Source organism: Dolichospermum circinale AWQC310F (genome assembly GCF_000426925.1).
In the GTDB taxonomy this organism is placed as follows: Bacteria; Cyanobacteriota; Cyanobacteriia; order Cyanobacteriales; family Nostocaceae; genus Dolichospermum; species Dolichospermum circinale.
Genome location: NZ_KE384663.1, coordinates 310,663 through 327,568, shown reverse-complemented (window position 1 = coordinate 327,568; position 16,906 = coordinate 310,663). Strand labels below are relative to the sequence as shown.

11 protein-coding genes and 2 pseudogenes are annotated in these 16,906 nt (G+C 35.0%); 2 read left to right on the top strand and 11 right to left on the bottom strand.

Features of this window, described 5'->3' with window-relative positions:
- The coding region (locus ACIR310F_RS21260) for a form I ribulose bisphosphate carboxylase large subunit (RefSeq protein ID WP_231387357.1) at positions 1-1,357 on the bottom strand (1,357 nt) is incomplete at its 3' end.
- Positions 1,358-2,218: 861 nt separating this feature from the next.
- Positions 2,219-2,413: pseudogene (locus ACIR310F_RS0101895) on the bottom strand (PHP domain-containing protein); the annotation flags it as partial.
- Positions 2,414-2,580: 167 nt separating this feature from the next.
- Between ACIR310F_RS0101895 and ACIR310F_RS26555 the strand changes: the two are divergent.
- Positions 2,581-2,784 (top strand): hypothetical protein, encoded by a 204-nt coding sequence (locus ACIR310F_RS26555; protein ID WP_231387356.1) that lies wholly within the window; start codon positions 2,581-2,583, stop codon positions 2,782-2,784.
- Between the two features lie 186 nt (positions 2,785-2,970).
- Here ACIR310F_RS26555 and ACIR310F_RS0101885 read toward each other — a convergent pair whose 3' ends face one another.
- The 9 genes from ACIR310F_RS0101885 to ACIR310F_RS27210 form a co-directional block, all read right to left on the bottom strand.
- Positions 2,971-3,663 carry a DevA family ABC transporter ATP-binding protein gene (locus tag ACIR310F_RS0101885; protein WP_028082363.1) on the bottom strand — a complete coding sequence of 231 codons (693 nt, stop codon included), beginning with the start codon at positions 3,661-3,663 and terminating at the stop codon, positions 2,971-2,973.
- 36 nt (positions 3,664-3,699) lie between these two features.
- Entirely contained in the window at positions 3,700-4,869 is a 1,170-nt protein-coding gene (devC, locus tag ACIR310F_RS0101880; RefSeq protein ID WP_028082362.1) for an ABC transporter permease DevC, read from the bottom strand.
- A 68-nt stretch (positions 4,870-4,937) separates the two neighbouring features.
- The gene (locus ACIR310F_RS0101875) at positions 4,938-6,245 is read right to left on the bottom strand and encodes an ABC exporter membrane fusion protein (protein WP_028082361.1); all 1,308 of its coding nucleotides are present in this window, start codon (positions 6,243-6,245) and stop codon (positions 4,938-4,940) included.
- A 54-nt stretch (positions 6,246-6,299) separates the two neighbouring features.
- Positions 6,300-7,856: a phytoene desaturase family protein gene (locus ACIR310F_RS21250; RefSeq protein WP_051289442.1), complete on the bottom strand. Its 1,557-nt coding sequence runs from the start codon at positions 7,854-7,856 to the stop codon at positions 6,300-6,302.
- 192 nt (positions 7,857-8,048) lie between these two features.
- Complete coding sequence (locus ACIR310F_RS23470; protein WP_051289441.1) at positions 8,049-11,084, bottom strand: SDR family NAD(P)-dependent oxidoreductase; 3,036 nt, start codon at positions 11,082-11,084, stop codon at positions 8,049-8,051.
- A 17-nt stretch (positions 11,085-11,101) separates the two neighbouring features.
- Positions 11,102-12,469, bottom strand: coding sequence for an aminotransferase class I/II-fold pyridoxal phosphate-dependent enzyme (locus ACIR310F_RS0101860; protein WP_028082360.1), 1,368 nt, complete (start codon positions 12,467-12,469; stop codon positions 11,102-11,104).
- 29 nt (positions 12,470-12,498) lie between these two features.
- On the bottom strand, positions 12,499-13,218 hold the full coding sequence (locus tag ACIR310F_RS0101855; RefSeq protein ID WP_028082359.1) for a phosphopantetheine-binding protein: 720 nt from the start codon (positions 13,216-13,218) through the stop codon (positions 12,499-12,501).
- 35 nt (positions 13,219-13,253) lie between these two features.
- A complete protein-coding gene (locus tag ACIR310F_RS27215; RefSeq protein ID WP_269208330.1) occupies positions 13,254-15,548 on the bottom strand; it encodes an acyltransferase domain-containing protein in 2,295 nt (764 codons plus the stop codon).
- Positions 15,549-15,568: 20 nt separating this feature from the next.
- Positions 15,569-16,297, bottom strand: coding sequence for a beta-ketoacyl synthase N-terminal-like domain-containing protein (locus tag ACIR310F_RS27210; protein WP_269208326.1), 729 nt, complete (start codon positions 16,295-16,297; stop codon positions 15,569-15,571).
- A 191-nt stretch (positions 16,298-16,488) separates the two neighbouring features.
- On the opposite strand from ACIR310F_RS27210, the pseudogene rph reads away from it, so the two are divergent.
- Positions 16,489-16,794, top strand: a pseudogene (rph, locus tag ACIR310F_RS21235) (ribonuclease PH); the annotation flags it as partial.
- Between the last annotated feature and the right edge of the window lie 112 nt (positions 16,795-16,906).

Below are 16,906 nucleotides of genomic sequence, written 5' to 3'. Positions count from 1 at the left end.
ACCACTTAGCAGCTTCGCGGATGATATCGTTACCTTCACGAGCCATGTTACGTCCTTCGTTACGAGCTTGGATACAAGCTTCCAAAGCTACACGGTTAGCTGTAGCACCAGGAGCGTTACCCCAGGGATGTCCTAAAGTACCACCACCGAATTGTAATACGGAGTCATCACCGAAGATCTCAACCAACGCGGGCATATGCCATACGTGGATACCACCGGAAGCAACGGCCATTACACCAGGTAAAGAAGCCCAGTCTTGGGTAAAGTAAATACCGCGAGACTTGTCTTGCTCAACGTAGTTTTCACGTAATAGGTCAACGAAGCCCATGGTGATACCGCGTTCACCTTCTAATTTACCAACAACTGTACCAGTGTGGATGTGATCACCACCAGACAAGCGGAGAGCTTTAGCTAATACGCGGAAGTGGATACCGTGGTTTTTCTGACGGTCAATTACAGCGTGCATAGCACGGTGAATGTGCAACAGAATACCATTATCACGACACCAGCGAGCCAATGTGGTGTTAGCGGTAAAACCTGCGGTCAGGTAGTCGTGCATGATGATGGGCTGTTTGAGTTCTTTAGCGTACTCAGCCCGTTTCAACATTTCTTCGCAGGTAGGAGCGGTAACGTTCAGGTAGTGACCTTTGATTTCGCCGGTTTCCGCTTGGGCTTTGTTGATAGCTTCAGCTACGAACAAGAAGCGATCGCGCCATCTTTGGAATGGTGCTGAGTTGATGTTTTCGTCGTCTTTGGTGAAGTCCAAACCACCACGTAAACATTCGTATACAGCACGTCCGTAGTTCTTCGCGGAAAGACCTAATTTGGGCTTAATTGTACAACCCAACAGAGGACGACCATATTTGTTCAATTTGTCGCGCTCAACTTGAATACCGTGAGGAGGTCCTTGGAAGGTCTTGATGTAAGCTACCGGAAAACGAATGTCTTCCAAACGTAAAGCCCGCAAAGCTTTAAAACCAAATACGTTACCGACAATAGATGTCAATACGTTGGTGATAGAACCTTCTTCAAACAAGTCTAAAGGATAAGCAACGTAACAGATGTATTGGTTATCTTCACCAGGAACTGGTTCGATATCATAACAACGACCTTTGTAGCGATCTAGGTCGGTGAGTAAGTCTGTCCAAACTGTTGTCCAAGTACCAGTGGAAGACTCAGCAGCTACAGCCGCACCAGCTTCTTCGGGGGGAACTCCAGGTTGGGGAGTCATCCGAAATGCTGCTAGTAAATCTGTATCTTTGGGTGTGTAATCCGGTGTGTAATAAGTTAGTCTGTAATCTTTAACCCCAGCTTGATACCCAGACTTAGCCTGAGTCTTAGTTTGCGCGTAAGACATATTTTTCTTCCAAGAAGTCTTTCTTTATTACTATCAAATCACGTTATGTGCAACTTCTTCTCATTCTTACTCTTTATTCATTCTTAATAAGATCATAAGTTTTGCTTATATTTTGGGGCGATTAGTTTCTATGGTGGCAGTGCGGCTGCACAAATTAAGCTATGGGTAGAATTACCATAACTCACTTTTTACCATGATTCAGACGTACTCTTTTGACGCTGTTGTTTTTCGTCCCAGCAATACAAAATCTTTTCATCTTGAGGAAAGCATATCCCACTCAACCGATTTGATTAAGATTAACTGGCCTTTATTGGTCTTCTGTGGAACTTTACCGGAAAACTACATTCCAGATATTAACCTGGTTGGCTGCAATTCTCTTTTTTCCTGATCTATCTACCTCAAACGGGTAAGGATTGGTCATGAAGCATTTTCTCTGAAGACCGATTTAGTCATGGGATGAGCAAGGGAGAAAAAACTGCACATCACTGAATTTGTAGCTTACCCCACAATGGATCAAAATTCAATAAGTTATTTCTGAAGTTTTGTTAACTAATATATTTAATTTTCCTATTATAGAAAGATTTAACAAAACGTTAATTCTACTGAGAAGTAATTTTACCATAGCTAGAGAAAAAATGCGGACTCTTAAGACGATTATATAAAATAAAGCTCAAATCTACTTTGAGCTTCTGGGAGTTCTTTTAGGTACTAATTTGCCTTCTAACTCTCACCAACTGGGAGTGTAAACACTGACACTTTTTAGCTTTGCCGCCTCTGATCTAGTCAATTTACTCATATCTGAAGTATAGCATACTTATTGAGTAGATATGAGGGGATTTAGATAGATATTTTAATACATATCTACAACCTTTGCAGTAGATTTACACCATGTGTATCAGTACCACAGGTGTTAAATAAATTGAATTTCCCCGCTAACTGTTGTACTTCCTCTGTTTCCACAATACTTGGTTTCCAGGGTTTAGGATTACTGTAAGCGGAGAAAGTCTCTACACCATCAATTCCGTTATCTACGGCCGCAGGAGTTAGCTCAAAGTACAACCCAAGGATACTGTTATCCAGGTTTAAATAGCTGTGATGCTAGTAAAACACTACCATCAAGGGCTGTACACGCGGAAGCTAATGCGATCGCTCAAGCCTCAAAGTATGGTATATCTACAGATGGATCAAGTATATACGTAACATGAGAACCCTGTTTATCTTGTTTGAAGTTAATTATCTCCGCTGGAATTAAAGAAGTATTTTATGAAACTTCTTTTAATAGTGGAGAAAAAGCTTTAGTTAGAGATTCTTTCATTAACGAAGGTTTAGTTACAATTAAGCAAGTTCAACTTTCTGAAAATATAGCCAAAAAGGCTACTTCTTTCCTATTATCTTCCATTTCTGTGAGTGATTTTGTAAATACTTAATCTAAAAGAGACTTGGGCATTTGAGAACCTGTCAGGATAATATCAATAGGGTATCAGTGCATAAATTTTGTATCTTAGTATATTTTGGACGTTGCATAATAGCAATATGAATTATGTTTCGCACAAAGGCGCAAAGTTTGAGATTTTGATTGTGTGGTGTAACCATATTTTCTTGATTGTACACTCCTATTCAGCAAAATTTGTGGTAGTATCAAGTCTTCCATCTTCCATCTGAATAACACGATCAGCTATATCTAAAATTCGATCATCATGGGTAACAAGTAAAATAGTACAATGTTGCTCTTTGGCTAAAATTTGCATTAAATTAACTACATCTCTACCTGTTTTTTTATCTAATGCTGCTGTAGGTTCATCTGCTAAAACTATGCTAGGATGACCGACTAAAGCACGAGCTATCGCTACTCTTTGTTTTTGTCCTCCAGATAAATTATCAGGATAATAGTTTATTCTTTCACCTAAACCAACTTCTTTTAATATAGCTTCTGATTTGGCGATCGCTTGTTTTTTGCTAATATTTTCATGAAGTTCTATGGACATTTGTACATTTTCTCTTGCTGTTAAAAAAGGTAATAAATTATGTGCCTGAAAAATATAACCAATATGACGACGTATTTGTACTAATTGATCTTCACTTGCTCCATATAATTCTTGATTTAATTCTTGTAAACTACCATTTTGTACTGAGCGTAAAGCACCAATTAAGGAAAGTAAAGTTGTTTTTCCTGAACCAGAAGGACCTGTCAAAATTACAATTTCTCCTGGTTTAATTTCTAAATTAATATCAAATAATACCTGTTTTGTTAATTCTTTTTCACCATAAAAATGGTTTAAATCCTCAATTTTTATACTTGGGTTCATAACTAGTTAAAACTCCTCAAAACTGTTAAAAAACTATTAAAAAATATCAGCAGGATCGGCAGATTTTAGTTTAGCAACGGCGGTTGCACCAGAAATAAAACACATTAACATGGTGGCAACGAAGACAAATATTCCTCTTTCCCAAGTCATAATTATAGGTAAAAGAGTAGCTGCTTTTGTAAAATGGTATTGAATTATGGCAATGAGAAAGCCGGGAATATAGCCTAAAATAGCAATTAAAACAGCTTGTTGTAATACCATTGATAGGAGGTATTTATTACGATAACCAATGGCTTTTAATGTAGCATATTGGGGTAAGTGTTCAGAAACATTAGAATAAAGAATTTGATAAACAACGACAATTCCCACGATAATTCCTAATGCAACTCCTAAGTTAAATATAAAGCCAATTGCTGTGCTAGTTTGCCAGTAATTTTTTTCAAAGTTAATAAGTTCTTGTTTACTTAAAATTTTCACATCTTTGGGTAAATACTGTTTAAGTTTTTTACCAAAATATTCTAAATTTGCATCAGGTTTTAATTTAATAAAACCAATATCTATTATGCCTTTTTTACGGTTAGAAAAAATCCTTTGAAAATTCAAATGACTGGTAATTAAATTACCATCTGAACCAAAAGATGTACCTAATTGAAATAAACCAGCTACTGTGATTTTCCGATTATTTCCACTAGCTGTTATTTCAGTAATTACCTTTTGTTGTTTTTGAAATTCAGCAACAACCGGACCAAATTCACTTCTTGAACCTTGATCGAATAATACTTGATCGGGTATTTTTAATTTATCTATATTTTCATTAACACCTGGTAAATCAAAAATTTGATGTCTAATATCAAAACCAATAACAAAAATATTCCGCCAATTATTTCTGGTTTGAGGATTTTTCCATTGACCAAAACCCAAATAAATTGGAGTAACAAAATCTACTTCTGGAAAAGCTAAAGTTTGAGTTAAACGACGTTCAGGAAAACTTTCCATAGCAATTAAAGCGGTACTACGAGGACTAATTAAAAAATAATCTCCATTTAATCCTTGATGTAAATGAACAGCACTATCAAATAAAGCATCACGAATACCTAACTGCATAAAAACAATAACTACTGCGAAAATTACGCCAGAAAGGGCGACAATTAGTCTAATTTTTTGATATCTTAGTTGTAGCCAAGCCGTTGGTAGTTTGTTAAACATGATTGATTTTATGAGTGACTATTGAGTAACAATTGAGATCTTAAACAAGATATTAATTATCAAAGATATTAATTATCAGTTTTTCCAGAATTAATAATGACATTAACTTGTAAATTAGTCAACCGAGAAACTTTGATACTGTCTTGGGGATTTAATTTAATTTTTACTTCCACAACTCTAGCATCTGCGTCTGCTACTGGATCTGTGCTTAATACATTTTTGCTACTAATTTCTAAGCCAATTTCATCCACAATCCCCGTTAATCCTTCGACAATACCATCAGCTTTTATGGTGGCAATTTGCCCTAATTTTACTTTATTAATATCGGTTTCATATATTTCAGTTGTGACATACATTTGCTGAGTATTACCAATCGCAACAATGCCTTTATTGCTAATAAGTTCACCAGGCCAAGTGTGAATTTTAATAATTTGCCCATTTTGAGGGGAACGAACATAGGATAAATCTAAATTAGCTTGAGCAGTTTTGACGGCTTTTTGTGCAGCTTCTAATTGTGTATTTGCTAAAATTACATCTGTAGGTCTTACTTCTGATACTGCGGCTAAAGTTGCTTGATCCTGACTGATTTGACGACTAACTGTGTTAATAGTACGATTAAGATTTGCCGTGGCTTGATTAATTTGCTCTTGTTTAGTGGTAATAACTTGATTTAAAGTTGATTTTGCTTCTTTTAGTTGATTTTCTTTGATTTCTTTTTGCAGACAAATGTTATCTTTTTGAGAAGTGGAAACAGCACCATCTGTATATAAATTTTCATAGCGACTACATTCTGTTTGGGCATTTTTTAATTCAGATTCAATTCTCTGAATGACAGCTTTTTGAGTATTTTTTTGCCCTTCTAAATCGTATTTTAAACTAGCAATGGTGGCTTTTTGGGTGGTAATTTGTCCTTGTAATTCGGCTTGAGTTGCTTGAAATTTGGATTTTTGAGCAGTAATTTCGCCTTGTTTTGCACCAGCTTTTACTTGTTGTAAACGTGCATTGGCAACTTTAACGTTTGTTTTAGCTTCTTCTAAAATTGCAGTGAGGCGATCGCTATTATCAAGAATTGCAATGATTTGTCCCGCATTTATTTGTTGTCCACGTTTAACTAAAAGTTTTTTAACTCTTGCACCTTCCATAAAAGCGGGGGCTGATAGTTGAATAACTTCTCCCTGGGGTTCTAAATATCCTAAAGCTGCTATTGCTTGAGGAAGATTTTGATTTTGCAAAGAAACTGGTAAAGATGTTTGATTAGGTAACTGTTTTTTAACTATAGAGTAGGCGATCGCCATCACAAATCCTGAACTGACTATAGCAATAATTAAGGTAGTTGTACCGCTCTTTTTGAACGTATTGAATAGTTGTAAATTCATATTTACTCACGTTTTTAATTGCGTTATTATCTTAATATACCTTTAAGTTGTATTTTAATTTTTAATATTGAGAAATTTATGAACTTGTCTAGCACATAAATAGCCACTTATAATAGTTCCTCCAAACCCATGTCCTGGATAAGTCCAAGCTGAGGCAAAATAAAGCCCCGGAATAGGAGATTTATTAGGTAGTCTAAATAATCCCACTTGACTAGGTATAGCTGCAAATCCGTAGGGTGTACCTTGAGGATTTAATGTATATCTTTGAATAGTTTTTGATGTTGCTACTTCATAATGTTCTACCTCTTCACTAATGCCCGGAATCTCTTTTTCTAAGCGTTCTAAAGCTATTTGAGCAATTGATTCTTTCTTTTTCTTGTATTCTTGTAAGCTAAGTCCTTCCCAATCTGATAAATGATCAACTAATAAAAAAGATCCGGTACTTTTACCAGAAGGAGCAAGCCCTGAATCAATTTGACTATAATCCACAAAAGTAAAGATTCGCTTCTCATATTCGGCTGTATTATTAATATTCATATCATCTAAACTATGAATATCATCATCAAACCTAAATATAGAATAGTTTAAGTTGCCAAGTTGAGAGATTTCTCTTTTAAAACCCAAGTAAATAGCAATAAATGTGCAACCAGCGACATAGTTTTGAATCTGCTTTTGTAAAAGATTATTTTCTGGCTCAGGAAGTAAATTTACAATATTAGGAATAGCGGCATTAGCTATAATAGTTTGAGCGAAAAATTGTTTAACCTTTTTCTTTGGTTTACTCTCGCACTCAATCCCGATAACTTTTCCTTTATTTGTCATTATTTTGGTTACGAGATGAGATAATAATATCTCCCCGTTATGCTCTTTAATTACAGAAGCTAAATAATTAGATAAAACTTGAGATCCACCTTTGATAAACCAAGATCCATGAAAATAACTAGATTGTGCAAGAGAGTAAAATACGAGAGACAATGTGTACGGATTGGTATGGTAATAATACATATTTCCACAAAGTAATAATTTTAATTCTTGATCTTTGATAATTGAATCTAAAAAATTACCCAAAGTTTGCTTAATTGCCAAAGTCAAATTAGGGTAAATAAAAGGAAAGACAGGCATTAATAAAAGTTGTTGCCAATGTTCTTCTGGTAATCTAGTTACTTCTTCAGCAATGGCATTTATTTTCTGAAAAAATTTTCTGATACCTTTTTTTTCATGGGGAAATTTTTGGCATAATTTCGCAATTGCTAATTCTGCATCAGCAGGAATTGTAAAATCAAGGCGATTATTTTTAAAGCGGTAAAATTCATCTATTTTAATAAATTCAACATGATCAAATACTCCTAATTCTGCAAATATTTTTTTCTTGGGATCTTTGTCATGTAGCCCATCAAGTTGATGTAATCCTACCTCAAAGGTGAAATCTTTGCGCTTAAAAATAGTAGCACATCCACCGACCACATAATGTTGTTCGACTAACAAAACTTTTCTCCCTTCTTTTGCAAGTTTTGCACCCGCAGTTAAGCCTCCTAATCCTGCTCCGATGATAATAACATCGTAATTATTGTTAATTAAAGGTTCTATTTGTTGTTGATTTTGTGGGTTCATTTTTGATTACCTCTGTTACTTTTTCTGTTACTTTTACTGTAGTACAGGCATCCTATCTGTATTTTTGAATTGTGACAGGCAAGATGCCTGTCCCACATTGATTACAATAATTTCTGGAAATAATCCAGGATTATTGTTGGTAATTCACAAGCTACTGATTTAGCACTTTTATGATCACGCAAAGCCCAAATTCTAGATCAGGACGAGGTTTTGTCGATGAACTAAACTAGCTACAATAACGATATTTTTGTGCCAAATATTCACAGGAAATGTTAAAACATGAAAAGAATTATTCACTACTTGAGCAGTAAAAATAACTCCTTTTTGGCTTTTCATTTCTACTGTAATTAATTGGGGAAAAATACCCGTAGCTTTGAAAATTGACTCTTTGACACACCATAATCTTGTAGCAAAAGAGCAAAGAGTATCATCATAATTTTTAAATTCCTGCAATAAAGTTTGATACTGATTTCCGAGTAAATCTAGCCATTGCTCTAGTGTTCTCTGTTCCACAAATTCTAAGTCGCAACCTTGAATATTTTGTCCAATGGTCATTAACAATAAGGTGCGACTATGAGCTATAGAAATCTGTAAGTTACTCTTAGCAAATTGGGGCTTTCCACTGTCTAACCAAATTATTTTTTCTTGATTAATTCCGTTAACAGAAGCGTATTTTTCGGTAAATACTTGTTGTTCTATCTGATGACGAGTTTCACTCTGAAGAGTATTAAATAATTCAGAATGTTTGTAAATAATTAACTGGGGTTGATCTGTCAACAAATGTTCATAGGATTTGAAACCTTCTGTAATTTTATTTTCAATGAAAAAGCGATCACTAATATCTTTTGGATGTGGATATTCAGGAGTGGGTTTAAGTGATTTAACATGATAGCCGAAAATCTTTTCTATAACTTCATTATTCTCATTAACAAAGACTACATCGGCAACCGCTGTCTTATCTTCTACTTTAAGAATTGTTGTTTCTACAAAACCTCTGGTGGAGAAATTTTGAATATTAAAAATCTGCCATTCCTCTATACTGATAGGTAGGTAAACATTTTGTGTGAGGGGAAGTTGACCAGACTGTAACAGGACATCACGCAAAAGTGGACTACCTAAACTAAAAGGAGCTAATTTATTAGATGAAAAACAAATTTCAGAAGTATCAGTATAAAAACCCTTGGTTGACAAAATTACTTGATCAGAATTAAGCAGATAAACCTTGTCAATATTTTGATAGGTAGAACCTTGAAAAAGTAGCCAACTATAGATATCTGTTTTTGACTCAAGATGTAAAGATTTATTGGTTATATTCAAATTTTTTGTTGGCTTTTCATTGCTGTGATTTAAAGTAATTTCTGCTGAAAAATGAGAAGTTTTATAATTAGATCCTTCAGTAGAAATAGCTGCAAAAACTTTATTTCCATCTACTCTAGCGTAAATCTGAATTTTGATTTCTCCATTTTCAGGTACTACGATAGGACGCAAAAGAGAAATATGTTCTAATTTGACAGAATTGATATTAGTAATTCCTGTGACATAAGATGCTGCTTGTGTCATTGCTTCTAAACCAAATACTGTAGGAAATAATAGCGAACCATTGAAGTTATGATCATTCACATAAAGGTCATGTTGACGATTAAGAGAACAACGCACAATTAACTCTATTCCTGGTTCAAAATACTCTATTTTTTCCAGATAACGATTTGCAATAGGGAAATTATAATTTTTACGTTTCCAAGTATCTAAACCACCTAATTTAGCCGCAATAACAATTTGTTGATCATATGTAAAATTTTCTATCCAGTGCAAAAATTCTGCTACTCCAAGATGGGGAGGTATAGCATCAATTCCCATATTAGCTAATGTTTTAGTGCTGCCCATTTTTGCACCCATTCCTACTTCACTCCAAACACTATAGGCTAGAGTTATTGTCTCTGTTCCTGTTTGTTTTTTGAGATTTCTTAATAATAAATCTACCGTTTCGTTAGAAAAAGCATACCAACTATTGCCTAACATTCCTGTAACTCCAATAATAGAAGTAAAGGCAATAAAATATTTTAATTGATGGTATTTTAAGGCTGTAATTAAATTCAACGCACCAATTAATTTAGGTGCTATTTCTTGATATGCTTCGCTAGAAGATACTTGTTCTGTTCTCCGAGGTTTATTAGTACCTGCTCCGTGAATTACTGTTGTGATAATTCCTAATTCAGTTGTTACTTTTTGAATCAGTTGATTGACTGCATTTAAGTCAGTAATATTGCAAGAGTAATATTTAGCTATTAATTGAGCATTTGTGTATTTTTTGAGAGTATTTTGTACTTCCTCATTCACAGGAGAACTACCAACTAAAGCCATTTTACAGTGATATTTTTCAGCAAGAGCAATAGCACATTCAGCCGTAATTCCTTTAGCACCACCTGTAACGATAATTACGTCTTCTGATGTGAGATTAACATTTCTTGATTGTGATTTTTTCTGTGCTAAGTCATAAAGCATTTGATGACGTTGACTTTCACAATTATAACCAGCTACACTATAATTATCGCTTGTGGTAAATTCAGCTTTTATTTTCTGGTTAATAATCTCCAAAGACAGTCTGTGATCAAATTCTACAACCCGAATTTTCAGCTTAGGACGTTCTAAATGTAAACTTGCAGCAAAGGAAGCTACACTAAGAACAGAAGTAGGTTGATCATTATTTTCGCAGCGAGAAAAATAACCATTACCAAATTGAATAAATCCTAATTCGCAGGTTTTTCCAGCAGTTTTTTGAGCTACATTGGTTAACATTTCTATAGTTTCTTTTAAATTTTCCCATGTTTCTGGGATTAAAATTAACAAGCGATCAGGTATATCAAAACCATCCCATAATTGGGCTATATTTTCGGCTAATTTCTGATGAGATTTGATGCAAGCAATGGCTATTTTCTCAACTGTGTATCTAACATCTGTTGTTAATTCTGCTTTGATAATTTCCACAGAAAAACTACTGACATAAGATGATGAATGGGTAGTTTGTGATTTTATTGTGCTGTTTTGGATAGATGATTCTTCAGATTGAGGTTGAGAATTGGTCAAATTTCCCCGTAAACCAGGTAAATTCTCTAGATCAGCGACAATGACTTTAGCATAAAATTGACTTCGTTGAGGAAGTAAACGAGATAAAACTTCTAACAAGTCTTCTTTGCTGATGTTATTGGCTAAATGCTTGAAATTTTTCATGATTTTTCTCCTTTTTATTAGTTGTTTTCAATTTGTGATAGGTTGGAGATTGTTGTATTTCCTTGAATCTTAGCTAATTCTTCTGCGACAATCTTAACCGTATAATCAATTTGCTCATCAGTATGGGAACAACTGAGAAAGAATCGCAGACGTGCCGCATCTTCAGCAACGGCAGGATAAATCGTCGGATGAACACTAATACCTCGTTCCAATAAAAATTGAGATAAAAGCATACAAGTGAAAGAGTCACCCACAATCACAGGGATGACAGGAGTATTTTTACTTGCTCCCGTATTCAATCCAAAGTTTTGAGCCAGTTCGAGAAAGCGTTTAGCTTGTCGGTGTAATTGAGTAACTCGCTCAGGTTCAGCACGGAGTACTCTTAAAGAGGCTAAAGCGGCCGCTGTATTTGCAGATGACATTCCCACACTATAGATAAAACCCGGGGCCGTATATTTCAAATATTCCACTAAAGCATTTGAACCAGCAATATAACCACCACAACTGGCAAAAGCTTTACTCAAAGTTCCCATCCATAAATCCACATCAGTACGATCAACTCCAAAATATTCTCCAATACCAGCACCATGTTTACCAATAACACCTATAGAATGAGCTTCATCTATCATTAAAAGAGCTTTATGACGTTTTTTTACCTCAATAAATTTTGGCAAATCCGGAATATCTCCATCTTGACTATAAATACCCTCAATAATAATTAGAACTCTTCGGTAATTTTGTCGCTGTTGTTTTTCCAGAATATTATCTAAAGTGTGCCAATCATTATGAGGAAAATAGAGTCTTCTTGCACCCGATAAAATAGAACCTTGAACTGCACAATTATGAATTAAAGCATCACTGAGAATTAAATCTTCTGCTCCTAAAAGATGACCAATTGTAGTAACATTAGTTGCATGTCCACTAAGAAATACAATAGAATTATCAACACCTAAAAAGTTAGCTATTTCTTTTTCTAGTTCCAAATGGATTGGTCTCTCGCCAGAAAGTATTCGACTTGCTGAAACAGAAGTGCCATAAAGATCTATAGCCTCTTTTGCGGCTTGGTTCACTGAAGATGATCCAGATAAATTCAGATAATTATAGCTAGAATAGTTAATTAATTCTCGCCCTTCAATTACGGTTTTGTTATTGTTGATCCCTTGATGAACAGTAAAATAAGGATTGACAATTCCATTGGCCGCAAAGTTTTCATGAAAGTTTTCATGTCGTCGTTTCATTTGCTGATATTCTGGAAAACAGTCGAATTGATAATTTTCTGGTGGAATATTGGTAATTGCTTCTTCCTGAGATTTTTTTTGCATAAATTGAGCTAATAAAGCCCGTTTCTCTTCAATAGAAAGCTGGTTAAAATTGTTTGTGTCCATATTTTTACCTCATTTATTGATCGATGAATTTATTGATCGATGAAATGAACAGAAAGCAGAGAATCTATTTCTGCTTCACTAAGTTGATTTAGTTTGTCCATAATGTGATTTTGTATTTTTGGTTCAGTAGCCAAAGAATTTGAATGTGTCATTGTTGGAGAAACATTATTTCCTTTCGATATAACAGATTTAATGACTTCCGTAATATCTTTTAAACTGGCGTTTGCTAAAGAATAGTCATCAATTTCACCCACTACTCCACACTTTTTCGAGACTTCGGCTATTAATTGTCCTGCTTTAATCGAGTCTAAACTTAAATCATCTAGTAATTTTAAATCAAGTGTAATACTTGAGGATGGATAACCAGTTTGTTGAACGACTAAATCTATCAGAATTGTTTCTACATTAATAGTTTGTTGGCTCAAAGTTTGAGCGTTCACTAGAGACTGTTTTTCCCAAGGAGTAAAAACATCAGGCTGAAGAACTTGATTGATAGTCTCCTGATGCTCAACATTTTGACTTGTATAATGAATTTGTGAGTTAGAAATTTTTTTATTTCCATTAGAGTTAATTTTTGGTTCTTCTTCTGAGTACAAATCGGTTAAACTTCCTTTTAACTCCGATATATTTTCCAAATCAGCAAGAATGACTTTAGCATAAAAACCACTACGTTGTGTAAGTAACTGAGTTAAAACTTCTAGTAGTTCTTGTTTATTAAACTGATTTTCCAAATTAGTTGAATTTTTCATGGTTTTCTCCCTGATAATTGTTTTGTTGTTGTTTTTTAGAAAAATGGTAAAGATTCCAAATCTGCTTTAATCAATTCAGATAAAAAAGCTCCTCTTTCTCTTACATAACTAGAGAGTAAGGTTTCTAACTCTTCACCATTTATGGAAAGTTGCGATGATTCCGTTAGAAAATCCACTTTTTTATCTAATATCTGTTCTGGTATCTGTTCTGGACTTTCATGATAAATTGCAACATTAAAATTACCTTCACAAGGATTTTCAATAAAAATCTTTTCTGCTGCGGGAATGAAAGGACGAACCAGACGATTTTTGTAAAGTTCTGACCATTTAATATTACCTCCATTAACAAAATAATAGGCTAAAAAACTGTTTAAGTCTGAATCATTTCCCGGTTTTGACTCTAAAGGAAAACACTGACAACTATTAGGAATATTACTCACTAATCCTGATAGTACCCTTCCTGATCCTACTTCTACCATCAAGTCACATTTAGCAGTCATATTTTCTACAAGTGATATAAAATCAACTTGGGAAATTACTTGATTAGCAAAATGTTCTTGCAAATTAATTCCTGTTTTAATTTCTAATCCATTAATACTAGAAAATAAAGGTACAGAAAGATTAGTAAGTTGTTCTGAAATTGGTGCATTATTTTGTAAATATTCAGCCGCATTTTTAACTTTTTCCGAGTGAAATGCGTTGGAAACTGGTAATAAATGAGTCTGAATATTTTGTTGTTTAGCAATTGTAATTGCTGCTTCTATAGCAGAGCGATCGCCTGAAATTATAGTTTGATTTGGACTATTAATATTAGCCACAATTGCATAACCTTGAACTTGTGATAAAATAGTTTTTGCTGTTACTTGATCACAAGCTAAACTAGCCATACTACCTGCATTTTCTGAAGATGCAGACATAGCTTGACCGCGCATTGCAGCCAAACAAATCAGCGTTTTCTCATCATAAGCACCTGCATTATAAAAAGCAATTAATTCTCCTAAACTATGACCTCCTACTACTACTGGTTTAATACCTAAATTTTCCAAATAACGTATCCATATTAAAGAAGTCATACATAAAGCAGGTTGAGCAAATTCTGTACGCGCTAATAATTGTGACCATTCTTTAATTGATTCCTGATTAATAGCACGTTCTAAAGAATAATAAATAAATTGACTAATGGGTGCAATTCCTATTTCTTTCAGCCATTCATCTGCTTGATCTACTAATTGCTTTGCCCAATCATAGCGTTGTACTAAAATACGCGCCATATTTAACTTTTCTGAACCTTGTCCGGGAAATAAAAACCCTATGCGATCACCTTTGATTTGATTGGCAATATAAATATCTTTTTTCGGGGAAATTATTACTTCTCCTTTTGTTAATGAATGATTATTCAGTATTTGCTTAATTCTGACAAGACTATCTAATAATTGAGTAGGATTATGGGCAACAATTGCCGCTCTTATAGGTAAAGAATCTTGATTTTCTTGAGCAAGTTTAGCAGCTAAATCTACCATTTCCCCTATGCTCATCCCTTGAGAAAGCTCAATTAATATTAAAATGCGTTCTAACAAATCTTCTACAAAAAACGCACTCATGATAAATATTTCGGTATCCTGATTAGATACTAATAAAGATGCTTCTCTAACAGAAGATTTCAGATGATTAGCAGGTGCATCTCCAGAGGAAATTGCTACATGACAATTAATACCACCAAAACCTGCACCAAAAATCCCCGCTTTTAATGTTTCATTAGGGTTGCGAATTTCACCAGTTAAAATAGGATAAAGACATTGTGCAGATGTATCAAATATTTGATTAGGTTCTTTGCAACCTGCGGTGGGTGGTAAAATTCTTTGATTGACTGCTATTACTGATTTAATAAAAGCTCCTATGCCTGAAGCTGCTTTTGTGTGTCCCACTATGGATTTAAAAGAGGTCATGCCTACTGAACGAGGTATACTTTCACCATGTTGACTCATTGCTAAAGCAATACCTTCTAATTCTGTCCGATCACCTACCGCAGTTCCAGTTCCATGTCCTTCTATAAAACTAAGAGTATGAGGACTATAACCAGCTTTTTGATAAGCTCTTAATAGTGCTTTTGATTGACCAATTTTAGAAGGTGCTGTGATTCCACCTTTACCATCAGAAGAAATTCCCCAACCGTTAATAGTAGCATAGATATAATTGCCATCACGTTGAGCATCTTCTAAACGTTTTAGCACCACAAAACCACAACCTTCACCCGGTATAAAACCACTAGCACGTTTATCATAAACTGTCATATCACTAGCAGTTAAAGCACCAGTTTTCGCAAAACCAATCAGTTCAAATGTATCTAAACTTACATCTCCCCCCCCCCCGCCAAGACAAGACTCAATTCAGCACTAATGAGCTTTGTACAAGCGTCTGCTACTGCAATTAATGATGAAGAGCAAGCACCATCAACAGTGTAACCACTACCATCGAAGTTAAAGAAATTACATATTCTCCCAGCAATAGTATTAGAAAGTCCACCTGCTAAAGAATCTTCGGTAATGGGAGGAAAAACAGACTTGTAAAATTTTTCCATAGTTTCTACAAGTGTTTCGATAGTTGCAGGAGGTAAACCTTTAGCTTGAGCAGCCGCACGTAATGTTTTTCTCACAAAAGGCCAACGTAATCTCAGTCCAGAACTTCTGGTTTGTTCACCGGTTAAAGTGTTGCCTAAAATTACTCCTGTTAGTTCAGTAGGTACAGTTTCACGGGAATAACCTGCATTTTCTAATGCTTTCATGGCTGTATCAAGAGCCAACCATTGCACTATATCAGTAGAATCTATGGTACTTTTAGGAATGCGATGTGTGCGCCAATCAAAGTCAAAACCATCAATCACAGCCATCCGATTTCCATAAGTACGATCTGGTGTTTGCGGATTTGGGTCATAATATTCAGATAAAGGTAATCTTACATCTGGATTGGAACGAAATTGTTGTCTGCGAGTAAGTATATTTTCCCAAAGTTCTAATAAAGTTTTAGCCCCAGGATAACAGCAACCCATTCCTACGACAGCAATATTATATATGTCTGACATGGTTTTGTGACATGAGTGTTTTTGTACTTTATTCCCAATTATTCTATCAAACTTGATTGTAGAAGTGCCGAATCCTGTAACAATATTTTACAATTTTACAATTTTTGGCTTTTACTCATGGAAAATCCCTGATTTTTTCCTCTTGCGAAAAAGCCCGGTACAAACCGATAAAATCGTGACTATGTCAATGGGGTTGGTTGACAGCAGAGTATAGAATGTTGGCATCAGCTACTCAAAAACGCCAGGAACGGGAATTAATGAAATTATCCGGGAGAACCCAGGAAATTCAACGTTTAATTGGCAGAAGTTTAAGGGCTGCTTTAGATTTTGAGATTTTAGGAGAATGGACGCTAATTGTGGACACAGACGTATTACAAGCCGACGCGGGAACGAGGACAATGGCAATTACAGGGGGTTTTGTAGCTTTGTCCCATGCTATATCTCAATTATTGCAGCAAGGGGTGTTAGAGCGATCGCCTTTATGTGGACAAATAGCAGTGGAACGGTCATCCGGCCTGTCTTAATTATGCAAATTAAAGGTTTTGTGGGGTTATCTTCACCAGATAAAGCTTCTTTGCTCAAAACGGAAAGCCAAAACCACCGCCATAA

What these genes read in the sequence shown, in the direction of transcription:
- ACIR310F_RS27210 (WP_269208326.1), bottom strand. Translation starts at nt 16,297, where the DNA reads ATGTCAGACATATATAATATTGCTGTCGTAGGAATGGGTTGCTGTTAT.
- ACIR310F_RS0101885 (WP_028082363.1), bottom strand. Translation starts at nt 3,663, where the DNA reads ATGAACCCAAGTATAAAAATTGAGGATTTAAACCATTTTTATGGTGAA.
- ACIR310F_RS23470 (WP_051289441.1), bottom strand. Translation starts at nt 11,084, where the DNA reads ATGAAAAATTTCAAGCATTTAGCCAATAACATCAGCAAAGAAGACTTG.
- ACIR310F_RS0101875 (WP_028082361.1), bottom strand. Translation starts at nt 6,245, where the DNA reads ATGAATTTACAACTATTCAATACGTTCAAAAAGAGCGGTACAACTACC.
- ACIR310F_RS0101860 (WP_028082360.1), bottom strand. Translation starts at nt 12,469, where the DNA reads ATGGACACAAACAATTTTAACCAGCTTTCTATTGAAGAGAAACGGGCT.
- devC (WP_028082362.1), bottom strand. Translation starts at nt 4,869, where the DNA reads ATGTTTAACAAACTACCAACGGCTTGGCTACAACTAAGATATCAAAAA.
- ACIR310F_RS0101855 (WP_028082359.1), bottom strand. Translation starts at nt 13,218, where the DNA reads ATGAAAAATTCAACTAATTTGGAAAATCAGTTTAATAAACAAGAACTA.
- ACIR310F_RS21250 (WP_051289442.1), bottom strand. Translation starts at nt 7,856, where the DNA reads ATGAACCCACAAAATCAACAACAAATAGAACCTTTAATTAACAATAAT.